The sequence below is a fragment of the Ferrovibrio terrae genome (assembly GCF_943372915.1).
GTDB lineage: Bacteria > Pseudomonadota > Alphaproteobacteria > Ferrovibrionales > Ferrovibrionaceae > Ferrovibrio > Ferrovibrio terrae_A.
The window spans coordinates 16,823-29,121 of the sequence record NZ_CALSAN010000003.1 but is presented as its reverse complement, the minus strand read 5'-3'; the positions used below and the strand labels follow the sequence as shown (position 1 = coordinate 29,121).

The window sequence follows — 12,299 nt, the reverse complement described above, 5'->3', positions numbered from 1 at the left end:
GCGCGTTACGAGCGCGGCTCGGCCAGCGGCGCGACGATGCGGCGATAGCGACCATCGGCGCGCATGGCCTGATAGGTGGCGCGTAATTTAGACACCAGCGGCTGTGGCAAGTCGGGTGAACCGGCAATCCAGAACGGCAGCACGGCAAAGGATTCGCCCGCCCGCAGTTCATCCGGTCCAAAGCCAAGCTCGGCCCAGGTGGCCCGGCCAATGGCGCGCAGGGTGAACCAGCTGTCAATCCGGCCTGCCCGCAACAGACGGGCATTGTCTGTCTCGCTGTTGCTGGTTTCAAAATTCTCCAGCCCAAAGGATTGCAGCATGACCTGCAGCTCTGATCCGCGCATGACGCTGATGCGTGGCAGTCGGCTCGCCGTATCAAGGTTGCTGATCGGGGGGCTGCTGGAGCGGGTGAAGAAGACGGCACGGTCAGCATAGACCTCGCCAATCCAGATATAGCGGCTTTCCCGTGGTGGTGTGCGCAGCAGGGCCGGATACAGGCTGCCGCCCTGATCCAGTGCCATCACCGCCCGCTGGAAGGGCACGACGCGCACGGTTGGGTCAATACCGGTGGCGCGTGCCAGATGCTGCACCAGTTCCACCGCCGGCCCAGCTCCGATGCCGTCTTGCTCCAGCACGTAGGGGGGGCGGGCGGCGGCGATGATCTGGATTGCGGTCGGCTGGGCCCAGGCCGTGCCGCCACTGGCGAACAGTCCGATGCCGAGCACAAGGATGCCTGCGGTCCTGAGCAAGGGCGATTGGCCTCCGATCAGTGTTCAGTTTACCGAAAGTTCGGGAGGAAACCGGTTATTTTCCGGCAATGTATAAGATTGAGACTGTCGGCGAATCGGCAATCTGGACGGGATTGCCCCTCTGTCGGTGCGGCGCGGCCTGATTCTTGCCGTTTTTCTGTATTTCTATTACAGCAGCCCCAGTCTTCGTGGAGACAGGCATGTATAGGTTTCCTCCGGTCCCCGGTTTTCTGCTGGCGGCGCTGCTGATGGCAGCGCCCGGCCCGGCATCGGATGCCTATGCCCAGCATCAGCTGGCCCAGTCCCAGGCCTCCGAACCGGCCGATACCGAGGATGTCACCGATGGAGCCACCATCGTGCGTGGCAAGTATACGGCTGGCGATGCCAGGGCCGACTGGGAAGCTGCCGTACGCGACGGAAAACCCGAACGCATCGCCGAGTGGCGCGACTATGGCGACAAGGGCAGCGCCAATGTCGTCTTCAGTTTTCATAACGGCGATCTGATGCATTACGCCGAGCACGGCCGCCGGCGTGGCGGCCAGGCCGGGTCCATGGATGGACTCCGCCGCGTCGAGCTCAATCTCTCCTTCGCCAACGGCCGCTATACCGGTGGCCGCAAGACCATCGATGGTATCGAGACCGAGCCGACCGATGCGGAAATCCGCGGCGCCAATCTGCAGGCCGTGGCAGCGCTGGAACGGCTGGCCGTCTCCAAGCCGGCCTGGCAGGAAAGTCGCGGTACCGGGTTTTCGATGACGTCGATTCCGCAGCCGGCCGGCCCGAGTGCCGAGGCACGCCGACTGGCCGGCGCAGGCGGCGAAATCGTGTTCCGCTGCAGCGATACCCTCTATGCCGTGCTGGGTGCGGCGCAGGAACGGCTGGTGGTGGAAACCCAGGGCCGCGATCCGGTCACACTGCAACGGCAGTCGGTCGGCATGCGCTACGATTATTTCGGAGCCGGCTGGGGTGCCCAGCGCCGCGGCGAGGAATTGCGGCTTGAAGAGGCCGGTGGCCGCGCCATGCTCTGCCGGATCGTTTCGGCCGCCGCGCCGCCATCATCGCTGCCGCCCTCGGACCCGCCGGCGCGCTGAGTCGCGCATCCGGCCAGGCCCTCAGGCCTTGTCGAAAACCTTGAAGGTTGCCGTCGCCCGGTTGGTCACCAGACTGCCGACCCTGAGTTCACATTGCACGGTCAGGATATCGCCCTCGCGGACCAGATCGGTCAGATGGCAGGTCAGCCAGGCGCCCATCGGTGCCGGCCGCCGATAGTCCATACTGAGCTGCGTGGTCCACATTTTTCCGACATCAGACCGCTGGTGATAGATGAAGGCGGCCATGAAGGTATCGGCCAGCGTGGCCAGAAAGCCGCCATGCCCGGTACCGTGGCGGTTGGCATGCTTGGGGCGCACATGCAGGCCGTAAACCGGCGGCGCGCCCGTGGCGTCATCGCGGATATAGACCTTGCCCAGGGTTCGGAAGAATGGCGACACCGGCGGCAGCACGGCAAATCCCGGCGGCACCGGCGCCGGCTGTCGGCGCTGTTTCATGAAAGGCTTGATGGCCTATGCAGCCACGGAAGGCAAGTCATGCAGCCGATGCAGGGATGCACAAAAAAATTGAGGGGCGACCGGGGGGGAGGTCGCCCCTCAAAGGGGGGTATTCATAGGGGAGGAAATAAGAAACGAAGCGACTCTGCAAAATCTCTCCGTTCCATGCTTCCTATATAGGATGTCCCATGCCAGCGCGCAGTGATGGTGGTCACGATTCTGCACAGAGGCTGAAAGACGCTTTTGTTTCAGTATGTTTCAGGCGGATTTGCGCGCCCGCAGAACCAGCGGCGTAACCAGCAGCAGTACGGCGATGATCAGCAGTGTCAGGCTTAAGGGGCGCGTGACAAACGTGGTCAGGTCGCCGGCTGAAATGGTCATGGCGCGACGGAATTCCTGCTCCGCGAATGGCCCGAGGATCATCCCGATCACAGCGGGTGCAGTGGGGAAATCGAAGCGCCGCATCAGATAGCCGACGCCGCCGATAATGTAGAGCAACACCAGGTCGACCCATGACTGGCTGATGCCATAGGTGCCGATGGTGGCAAAAACCAGGATGCCGCCATAAAGCCAGGGCGAGGGGATGGTCAGGATCTTTGCCCACAGACCTGCCAGCGGCAGGTTGAGCAGCAGCAGCATCACATTGCCGACATAGAGCGAGGCGATCAGGCCCCAGACCAGCTCGGGCTGGCTCTGCAGCAGCAGCGGGCCAGGATTGATGCCGTAGGACTGGAAGGCCGACAGCATGATCGCAGCCGTCGCCGAGGTTGGCAGGCCGAGCGCCAGCATCGGCACCAGCACACCGGCGGCAGAGGCATTGTTCGCCGCTTCCGGTCCGGCCACGCCCTCGATTGCGCCATGGCCGAACTCTTCCGGTGTCTTCGACAGTTTCTTTTCCAGGAAATAACTGACGAAGGTGGGCACCTCTGCGCCGCCCGCCGGCAGCGCGCCGAACGGGAAGCCGAGAAACGAGCCGCGCAGCCACGGCTTCCAGGATCGCCGCCAATCTTCCTTGGTCATGCCGGCACGACCCTGCAGCCGAATCACCGTGGCTTCGCTCTTGGGCCGACTGGCGAGATAGAGCGTCTCGCCCACCGCAAACAGCCCGACCGCGACAACGATCACATTGATGCCATCCAGCAGTTCCGGCAGGCCGAGGGTGAAGCGTGGCTGGCCGGTCTGCAGGTCAATGCCGACCAGGCCCAGCAGGATGCCGAAGCTGAGCGCGGTGAGGCCGCGCAGCACCGAACTGCCCAGCACGGCCGAGACCGCCACGAAGGCCACCACCATCAGCGAGAAATAATCGGCTGGACCGAATCGCAGGGCGAACTCCACCAGCGGCGGGGCGACGAAGGTGAGGCCCAGGGTGCCGATGGTGCCGGCGACAAAGCTGCCGATGGCTGCCGTGGCCAGCGCGGCGGCGGCGCGGCCCTTCTTGGCCATCTTGTGGCCTTCCAGCGCCGTGATGATGGTGGCGCTTTCACCGGGCGTGTTGAGCAGGATCGAGGTGGTGCTGCCGCCATACATGGCACCGTAATAGATACCGGCAAACAGGATGAAGGCGGCAGTCGCCGGCACGCTGAAGGTGATCGGCAGCAGCAGCGCGATGGTCAGTGCCGGACCCAGCCCGGGCAACACGCCGATGGCGGTGCCTAGCGTGACGCCGACCAGCGCCCACAGCAGGTTCATCGGCTGCAGTGCAACCGCAAAGCCATCTCCCAGCAGCGAAAGCGTTTCCATCAGATCCAGCCCTCCAGAAGGCCGGCGCCGATATTGATGCCGAGCAGCTGCGCAAAACCGAAATAGGCGGTGGCGGCAAACACGAAGCCGATCAGGGCATCGCGGCCCGGGCGCCGGCTGCCGAAAGCGCGCGCCGTGCAGGCAAACAGCAGCACGGAGGCCGGAATGAAACCCAGCGGACCGATCAGGCCAATATTGAGCACCAGGCCGAGCAGCAGCCAGCCGAGCGCACGGATATCCAGCCTGACTTCAGTTTCCTCCGGTGCGCTGGCCCATTCGCCGCGCCAGCTTTGCACCAGCAGGGCAATGCCCAGGACGATCAGCAGTGCGCTGGCAACATACGCCACCAGCGTCGGCCCGACTTGGGCATACATCGGCGAGACCGGAATCCGGGTGGTCTCAAACAGCGCCAGCAGACCCAGCGCGACGATACCCAGCGCCAGCAGGGTCTCGGGCTTGCGGATGCGGTCCACGATGCGGCTCAGGCGAGGCCGAGGTCTTTCAGGATCGCCTCGATGCGGGCGATTTCATCGTCGAGATATTTGCCATAGGCATCGCCGGCCAGGAAGATATCGGTCCATTCGCGGGTTTTCAGCTGATCCTTCCAGGGCGCGCTGTCCTTCATCTGGGTCATCAGCCCGATCAGCGCCGCCTTCTCGGCATCCTTGATGCCCGGCGGCGCGAAGACGCCGCGCCAGTTATACAGTTCGACATCGATGCCCTGTTCCTTGATGGTGGGGACATCGATACCGGGCTGGCGCTTGTCGGCCGAGATCGCCAGGGCCCGCAGCTTGCCGGCCTTGATCTGCTCGCTGAATTCGCCCCAGCCGGAGACCCCGCAGGTCACCTGGCTGCCCAGCAGGGCGGCCTGGGCCGGGCCGCCGCCGGAATAGGCGACATAGGCCACCTTCTTGGCGTCGCCGCCGGCCGCCTTGGCGATCATGCCGGCCAGGATATGGTCGGTACCGCCGGCCGAGCCGCCGGCCCAGGACACCTTGGTCGGGTCGGCTTTGAAAGCGGCAACCAGATCCGGCAGGGTTTTGAACGGCGAGTTCGGCGGCACGACAATGACTTCGAATTCGCCGGTCAGGCGCGCGATCGGCACGGTCTGCGTCACTTTCACCGGCGATTTGTTGGTGATCAGGGCGCCCACCATCACCATGCCGGCCACCATCAGCGCATTGCCGCGGCCTTTCCACTGGTTGACGAATTGCGGCAGACCGACCGCTCCGCCGGCGCCGCCCACATTGGTCACCTGCGCGCCCTTGATCAGGTTGGCCTGCTTCAGCGCCTGTTCCATGCTGCGTGCGGTCTGGTCCCAGCCGCCACCGGGATTGGCCGGTACGAAAAGCTGCAGGCTATCGATGGCAGCCTGCGCATCGCGGCCGAAAGCAGTCGGCAGCAGGGCGGCGGCCGCACCGGCACTGACGGTGGACTGCAGGAAGCTGCGGCGATTGATCATGGCATTTCTCTCCCGAAACGGTGTTTTTGTATGATGGGCAGTAGAGACCCGCAGCTGTGCGGAAAACAAGAAAATATCGTATAAAAAGCAGTCAGGTCAGGCTGGCAGCGCTACTTCCACGGTGGTGCCCAGGCCCGGCCGGCTGCGGATTTCCAGCCGTCCGCCATGCAGGTCGACCAGACTGCGGCAGATCGACAGGCCGAGGCCGGCGCCGCTATTCGCCCGAGTACGGAATACGTCCCCACGCGGCAAGTGCAGCGGTTGGATCACGGCACGGCTTTCCGCGGTGCTCATGCCAATGCCGTTATCGATCACGCGGATGCGCACCGCATCATTGCTCTGCTCGGCTTCCAGTCGAACCCGGCTCTGCGGCGGGCTGAATTTCACAGCATTACCCAGCAGATTGATCAGAATCTGCGTCAGCGCCCGCCCATCCGCGGTCAGTCTCAGCGCTGTAGGTGTGTATTGTAATTCGACCTTGGCCTGCTGGGCCTGCGGCAGCACCATCGCCAAGGCGCTTGCGGCGATCTGGTCGAAATCACAGGGTTCCATCGCGATGTCGAGGCGACCGCTTTCTAGTTGCGATAGGTCGAGGATGTCGTTCACCAGTCGCAATAAATGTTTGCCCGACTGCTCGATGTGACTGGCATAGCTGGCCTTTCGGTCGGTGAGCTGGCCGCCATAGCCTTCTTTTAGCATTTCAGAAAAACCGATAATCGCATTCAGCGGGGTGCGCAGCTCATGGCTCATATTCGATAGAAAAGCTGTTTTGGCGCGACTGGCACTTTCTGCTGCCTCGCGCTGTTCAATCAGTTCCGCTTCGGCAGCCTTGAGCTTGGTGATATCCAATCCACAGGTAATGATACCGAGAATGCGACCGGTTTGGTCACGGAGCGGAACCTTGAGTGCCCAAATTACCAAAGGTCGACCGTCAGGGCCGGTCCAGGCCTGCTCCATATGGGTTGTTTCCCCAGTGGCTAAAACGTGCCGATCAAGATCCTCCACCACTGCGGCAGCAGCCGATCCGGCAATTTCAGACCAGGTTTTATTGAGATAATCCGGATTGTATTTGATCCGCAGATCGCGCATGCAGCGATTCATCATGCGGTAGCGCAGATTGGTATCCTTATAGCTGATGGTGACTGGCATAGACTCCAGCAGCGTTTCGAAAAACAGCCGGTTCTCCTGCTCGCGCTGCCGCGCAGCATCGAACTCGATCATGATCAGCCCAAGACCGGTCAAGAGATTCATGAACGCAGTGATGGAGAGGCCTGAATTCAGGACCATCTCCACCCGGACCAGGTCTGTTGCCAGCGATAGGGTCAAGGCCGCGCGGACCAATAGCAGCAGGCCGGTAAATCGAAAGAATATTGAGCCTTCGGCGCGAAGCAGCGTAATGGCTGCAATGCAGGTGAATAGGCTGCTCAGCAAAGGCGAGCTGGCGTAATGCAGAATGTCGGAGATCTGCTGCATACCAAGCGCCAGCAGGATTGCGCCAACAACGATCAGACCTGTCAGCCACGGCCTGATCGGCCGCCCTGTCAGCGCCAATGCGCCGGCTGCCAGGGTCACAGCCCAGGCCTGATTACCGGCGATCGCGGCCAGATGGAGTTCAAATCTGCTGTCGTCCCACCAGGGTGTAAAGCCGAGGACGACAAAGGAAACCGAGATGCAAGCGTGCCCCACTGCCCAGTAGAGCAGGTGGCGGCCCCCACCAAAACGCCGCCAGGCGAATAGGCAGATCAGGCTGACCACCAGGGGGGCGGCAACGGCTGTAATGGCGATTTCCGGATAGGTCATGCAGGATCTGCGGGTTGCGAATACACCTACTCTATTGTGCAGGACTCTTGCATTTTCCTTAAAGCACTCCTTTCGGATAAAGATTCCAAACCCTTGAAAACACGTATTCTTCTCTCCACAGTGCCGCCCATGACAATGCAATGGTCGCGGCTGCTTTCCGCCCAGCGCCTGGGTCACCAGGGCGCCGAGCCGGTGACCCCGGCACGCAATCCGTTCCAGAAAGACTGGGACCGTGTGGTGTTCTGTTCGGCCTTCCGCCGGTTGCAGGACAAGACGCAGGTTCACTCGCTGCCCGAGAGCGACTATGTGCGCAACCGGCTGACCCACTCCCTGGAAGTCTCCTCGGTCGGCCGCTCGCTGGGCGCTCAGGTGGGGCAGACCGTTTTGCAGCGGCACGGCAGGGCAGCGGCCGATGGCATCGGGGCGGCCGAGTTCGGCCATATCGTCGCGGCGGCCTGTCTGGGCCACGATATCGGCAACCCGCCATTCGGCCATTTCGGCGAAGCCACCATCCAGCATTGGTTTCGTTCGGGCCCGGGTGCGGCCCTGATCGCTGGCCTTGGCGCGGCAGAACAGCGCGATTTCCTCTATTTCGAAGGCAATGCGCAGGGCTTCCGGGTAATGACCCGGCTGCAGAACTGGCGCGATGCCGGCGGTCTGCGGCTCACCTGCGCCACGCTCGCCACCTTCATGAAATATCCCTTTGGCAGCCAGGCGGCCGATCCGCAGAAAAAGAAGTTCGGCCATTTTGCCGCCGAGGCTGCGCTGTTCGAAGAAGTGACACGCACTGCCGGGCTGCTGGCGCTGGGCCAGGATCGTTTTGCCCGTCATCCGCTCACCTATCTGGTCGAGGCGGCGGATGATATCTGCTACTCGGTCGTCGATATCGAAGACGGCTTCAAGCTTGGCCGCATCACCTTTGCCGAGGCCGAGGGCCATCTCAAGAGCCTGCTGCGCCAGGTGCCGCCGCGCTATCGCGAGATCGAGGACGAGACCTGGAAGATCGCCTATCTGCGCGCCAAGGTGATCGGCGACCTGATTGATCTGGCCGTTGAGATATTCCTCGACCATGAAGGCGAGATCCTGCAGGGCAAGTTCAGCGGCGATCTGCTGTCCAAAACGGCGATGGCGCCGCATCTGGACGAGATCGCCGGCTTTACCCGCCAGCGCATCTTCGAAACGCGGGAGCGTTTCCAGACCGAGGTTATGGGCGGCGAGATTCTCACCAGCCTGCTGGCCGCCTTCTGCGATGCCCATCATGGGCTCGAACAGGCTGGTGGCGACCAGGCTGCACTGGCGCCGCGCCAGCGTGCCCTGCTGCGCCTGATGCCGGCTGCGCCGAAGGGCGATGCCCGGCGCTATGACTGGCTGCTCAGCGTCACCGATTTCATCAGCGGCATGACCGATACCTATGCGCTGTCGCAATTCCAGCGGCTGCGCGGCCTGCAATAAAACACCGAACAGCGACGAGGAAACCATGGCGGCAGAGATCGACTATTACACCTTCATCAGTTCGCCCTGGGCCTATTTCGGATCGAAGCGGTTTGCGGCGATGGCGGCGAAATACGGTGCGCGGGTGAAGATCACCCCGATGGCGCCGCTGATGATCTTTGAGGCGACCGGCGGCCTGCCGCTGGCCAAGCGCTCGCAGCAGCGCCAGGACTACCGTTTTGCTGAACTGGAACGCTGGCGCAGTCATCTCGGTGTCAAGCTGAACCTGCGGCCGGCCGGCTTTCCGGTGAACGAGACGCTGGCCGGCAAGCTGGTGGTTGCCGCCCGCGACCTCGTTGGAAACGACGCGGCCATCCAGCTGGCCCATGCCATGATGCAGGGGTTGTGGGCCGAAGAGCGCAACATCGCTGATCCTGAAAATCTGGAAGAGATTATCAACGAAGCCGGACTCGATCCGGCAAAACTGTTCGCCGCCGCCGATGGCGATGCGGTGCAGACGGAATACGAGCGCGGCACCCGGCAGGCCATCGAGGCCGGCGCCTTCGGCGCGCCATTCTATATCGTGGATGGCGAGCCCTTCTGGGGCCAGGATCGCCTGGAATTCGTTGAGCGCAAGCTGGCGCGCGGCTGACAGCAGGGAGAAAGACGATGACGAAGGAAACCGAAACCAAGGCCCTGTTCGAAGCCGGCCTGAAAGTGCGCCGCGAGGTACTGGGCAAGGAGTATGTCGACACGTCGCTTGCCAAGGCAAACGACTTCATGATGGCATTCCAGCACATCACCACGGAATGGTGCTGGGGTTATGGCTGGGACCGCCCGGGCCTGGATCGCAAGACCCGCAGCATGCTGAATCTCGCCATGCTGACGGCGCTCAACCGCGCGCCGGAAATCAAGCTGCATGTGAAGGGTGCGCTGAACAACGGCGTCACGGTCGACGAGATCAAGGAAGTGCTGCTGCACGCCACCATCTATTGCGGTATTCCCGCAGGCCTTGATGCCTTCAAGGCGGCGAACGAGGTTTTGGTGGAAGCCGGCGCCGTATCGAAGGGCTAGGCGCACAAAAAAAGCCCGGTCGTGAGACCGGGCTTTCCATGGCGCGAGAACCGGCTGCGGATCAGTTCACGCTCTGGATCGAATCCTTCAGGATGCCGAAGATGTCGTCGATATGGCCCTTGTTCAGGATCAGTGGCGGCGACAGGGCGATGGTGTCGCCGGTGAGCCGGCACATCAGGCCCTTCTCATACGCCTTCACGAAGATGTCGTAGCCGCGCTTGCCGACACCGTCTTCGCGTGGCGCCATTTCGATACCGGCCATGATACCGATATTGCGGATGTCGATCACGTTCTTCACGCCCTTCAGGCTGTGGGCGGCCTCTTCCCAATAGGGCGCCAGCGCCTTGGCATTCTCGAAGATGCCTTCATCGCGATAGAGGTCGAGCGTGGCGATACCGGCAGCGCAGGCCAGCGCATGGGCCGAATAGGTATAGCCGTGGAACAGCTCGATCATGTTCTCCGGGCCGCTCATGAAGGCATCATGCACATGCTTGCGGGTGAAGACCGCGGCAGCCGGCACGGCGGCATTGGTCAGGCCCTTGGCCACCGTCATCATGTCGGGCACCACATCGAAGGTATCGGCGCCGAAGGCGGCACCGGTGCGGCCGAAGCCGCAGATCACTTCGTCGAAGATCAGCAGGATGCCGTGCTTGTCGCAGATCTGGCGCAGCTTCTGCAGATAGCCCTTCGGCGGGATCAGCACGCCGGTGGAACCCGCCACCGGCTCCACGATCACGGCGGCAATGGTGCTGGCATCATGCAGGGCGACAATGCGCTCCAGGTCGTCGGCCAGATGGGTGCCCCAGTCGGGCTGGCCCTTGGAGAAGGCCATGTCCTTCAGGCTGTGGGTATGCGGCAGGTGGTCGACACCGGCCAGCAGCGGGCCGAACACCTTGCGGTTCGACACGATGCCGCCCACCGAGATGCCGCCGAAGCCGACGCCGTGATAACCGCGCTCGCGGCCGATCAGGCGGGTGCGCGCACCTTCGCCGCGGGCGCGGTGATAGGCGATGGCAATCTTCAGTGCGGTGTCGACCGCTTCAGAGCCGGAGTTGGCAAAGAACACATGATTGATGTCGGCCGGCGCCAGATGCGCGAGGCGGGCGGCGAATTCAAACGCCTTGGGATGGCCCATCTGGAAGGTGGGCGCGAAATCCATCTCGGCCGCCTGCTTCTGGATCGCCTTCACGATCGGCTCGCGGCAATGGCCGGCATTGACGCACCACAGGCCGGCACTGCCATCGATCACCTGGCGGCCGTCATGGGTGGTGTAATGCATGTCCTTGGCGCCAACCAGAAGCCGCGGATTGGCCTTGAACTGGCGGTTCGCCGTGAAGGGCATCCACCAGGATTCGAGGTCATTCGGCACGGCGGTGTTTTCGTTGGAAACGAGGGCGGGTTTGGCGGACATGGCGGGCTCCGGCACGCTGATGGGGAGGGGCTTGGGCAGCATCATCGGGGGTTTCGGCATAGTGAAACAGTGCTTTTCTGCGTTTTCATAACCCCTTGATATTTATGAAGTGATCAGCAGAATGTTCACGATCCTGAACAGTAAAACGGCCCCTAGCATGGAAAAAGCCCCGGATATCGATATTGGCAGCCGGCTCAAGGCAGTACGGCTGGCCGCCAAGCTCTCCCAGCGCGAACTGGCCCGCCGGGCCGGGGTCACCAATGCCACCATTTCGCTGATCGAGGCCAACCAGATGAATCCCTCGGTCGGCGCGCTGAAACGCGTGCTGGATGGCCTGGCGATGAGTCTGGCGGAATTCTTCGCCATGGAAGACGCGCCGGCGCCGCGCAAGGCGTTTTACAGCGCCGACGAGCTGGCCGAAGTGGGCAAGGGCAAGATCAGCTACCGGCAGGTCGGTGCCGACCTGCGCAGCCGCGCGCTGCAGATTCTGGTCGAACGCTATGCGCCCGGCGCCGATACCGGCCGTGTCATGTTGCGCCACGAAGGCGAGGAAGGCGGCGTGGTGATCCGCGGTCGCATGGAGGTGACGGTGGCAGATCAGGTGCGCGTTCTGGGACCGGGCGATGCCTATTATTTCGAGAGCGACCAGCCGCACCGCTTCCGCAATGTCGGCCGCGAACCCTGCGAGCTGATCAGCGCCTGCACGCCGCCCACCTTCTAGGCTGGATCAGTCCTTCGTCGCCGCGACGGCAACGACCTCGATCATATGCGGATGTTCCAGCGTGGCGCCGATGCAGGCGCGCTGCGGCGGATTGTCCATATCCACCCACTGATCCCACATCTCGTTCATCTGCGGCTTCAGCGCCATGTCGGCGATGTAGACGGTGCAGGACAGCAGCCGCGACTTGTCGGTGCCGGCATCCTTCAGGTGTCGTTCGATCTTGGCCAGCGTCTCGGCGGCCTGCTTGCGCATGTCCAGCTCTGTGGTATCGGCCACGGCAACGGTGAATACCAGATTGCCATGCACGACGGCGCGGCTGCGGGTCGGCGTCATGCCGGTGAAGCGGGTGATCGGCAGCATCGGT

General features: G+C 62.8%; 13 protein-coding genes. 5 read left to right on the top strand and 8 right to left on the bottom strand.

The annotated features are described in order from the left end of the window. Positions 1–5: 5 nt before the first annotated feature. Positions 6–749, bottom strand: a complete 744-nt coding sequence (locus AAG821_RS02855; RefSeq protein ID WP_341910352.1) for a transporter substrate-binding domain-containing protein — start codon at positions 747–749, stop codon at positions 6–8. A 200-nt stretch (positions 750–949) separates the two neighbouring features. Here AAG821_RS02855 and AAG821_RS02850 point away from each other — a divergent pair, with 200 nt between their 5' ends. Beyond that, positions 950–1,840, top strand: a complete 891-nt coding sequence (locus AAG821_RS02850; protein ID WP_341910353.1) for a hypothetical protein — start codon at positions 950–952, stop codon at positions 1,838–1,840. 21 nt (positions 1,841–1,861) lie between these two features. On the opposite strand, the gene AAG821_RS02845 is transcribed toward AAG821_RS02850, so the two are convergent. The 5 genes from AAG821_RS02845 to AAG821_RS02825 all read right to left on the bottom strand — a co-directional run bounded on the left by AAG821_RS02845 (position 1,862) and on the right by AAG821_RS02825 (position 7,298). Continuing rightward, entirely contained in the window at positions 1,862–2,296 is a 435-nt protein-coding gene (locus AAG821_RS02845; protein WP_341910354.1) for a PaaI family thioesterase, read from the bottom strand. Between the two features lie 258 nt (positions 2,297–2,554). Then, positions 2,555–4,036 carry a tripartite tricarboxylate transporter permease gene (locus tag AAG821_RS02840; RefSeq protein WP_341910355.1) on the bottom strand — a complete coding sequence of 494 codons (1,482 nt, stop codon included), beginning with the start codon at positions 4,034–4,036 and terminating at the stop codon, positions 2,555–2,557. Next, positions 4,036–4,509 (bottom strand): tripartite tricarboxylate transporter TctB family protein, encoded by a 474-nt coding sequence (locus AAG821_RS02835; protein WP_341910356.1) that lies wholly within the window; start codon positions 4,507–4,509, stop codon positions 4,036–4,038. The genes AAG821_RS02840 and AAG821_RS02835 overlap by 1 nt, the downstream gene beginning before the upstream one ends. Before the next feature lie 8 nt (positions 4,510–4,517). Then, on the bottom strand, positions 4,518–5,498 hold the full coding sequence (locus tag AAG821_RS02830) for a tripartite tricarboxylate transporter substrate-binding protein (RefSeq protein WP_341910357.1): 981 nt from the start codon (positions 5,496–5,498) through the stop codon (positions 4,518–4,520). Between the two features lie 96 nt (positions 5,499–5,594). After that, positions 5,595–7,298, bottom strand: a complete 1,704-nt coding sequence (locus tag AAG821_RS02825; protein ID WP_341910358.1) for a PAS domain-containing sensor histidine kinase — start codon at positions 7,296–7,298, stop codon at positions 5,595–5,597. Between the two features lie 129 nt (positions 7,299–7,427). On the opposite strand from AAG821_RS02825, the gene AAG821_RS02820 reads away from it, so the two are divergent. The 3 genes from AAG821_RS02820 to AAG821_RS02810 are packed head-to-tail and all read left to right on the top strand — an operon-like array spanning position 7,428 to position 9,803. After that, the gene (locus AAG821_RS02820; protein WP_341910359.1) at positions 7,428–8,750 is read left to right on the top strand and encodes a deoxyguanosinetriphosphate triphosphohydrolase; all 1,323 of its coding nucleotides are present in this window, start codon (positions 7,428–7,430) and stop codon (positions 8,748–8,750) included. A 25-nt stretch (positions 8,751–8,775) separates the two neighbouring features. Then, a complete protein-coding gene (locus AAG821_RS02815; RefSeq protein WP_341910360.1) occupies positions 8,776–9,381 on the top strand; it encodes a 2-hydroxychromene-2-carboxylate isomerase in 606 nt (201 codons plus the stop codon). Positions 9,382–9,398: 17 nt separating this feature from the next. Further along, entirely contained in the window at positions 9,399–9,803 is a 405-nt protein-coding gene (locus tag AAG821_RS02810; protein ID WP_341910361.1) for a carboxymuconolactone decarboxylase family protein, read from the top strand. Between the two features lie 61 nt (positions 9,804–9,864). On the opposite strand, the gene AAG821_RS02805 is transcribed toward AAG821_RS02810, so the two are convergent. Then, positions 9,865–11,214 carry an aspartate aminotransferase family protein gene (locus AAG821_RS02805; protein WP_341910362.1) on the bottom strand — a complete coding sequence of 450 codons (1,350 nt, stop codon included), beginning with the start codon at positions 11,212–11,214 and terminating at the stop codon, positions 9,865–9,867. A 157-nt stretch (positions 11,215–11,371) separates the two neighbouring features. Here AAG821_RS02805 and AAG821_RS02800 point away from each other — a divergent pair, with 157 nt between their 5' ends. Then, on the top strand, positions 11,372–11,935 hold the full coding sequence (locus AAG821_RS02800) for a cupin domain-containing protein (protein ID WP_341910363.1): 564 nt from the start codon (positions 11,372–11,374) through the stop codon (positions 11,933–11,935). A gap of 6 nt (positions 11,936–11,941) precedes the next feature. On the opposite strand, the gene AAG821_RS02795 is transcribed toward AAG821_RS02800, so the two are convergent. After that, complete coding sequence (locus AAG821_RS02795) at positions 11,942–12,295, bottom strand: RidA family protein (protein ID WP_341910364.1); 354 nt, start codon at positions 12,293–12,295, stop codon at positions 11,942–11,944. Positions 12,296–12,299: the final 4 nt, after the last annotated feature.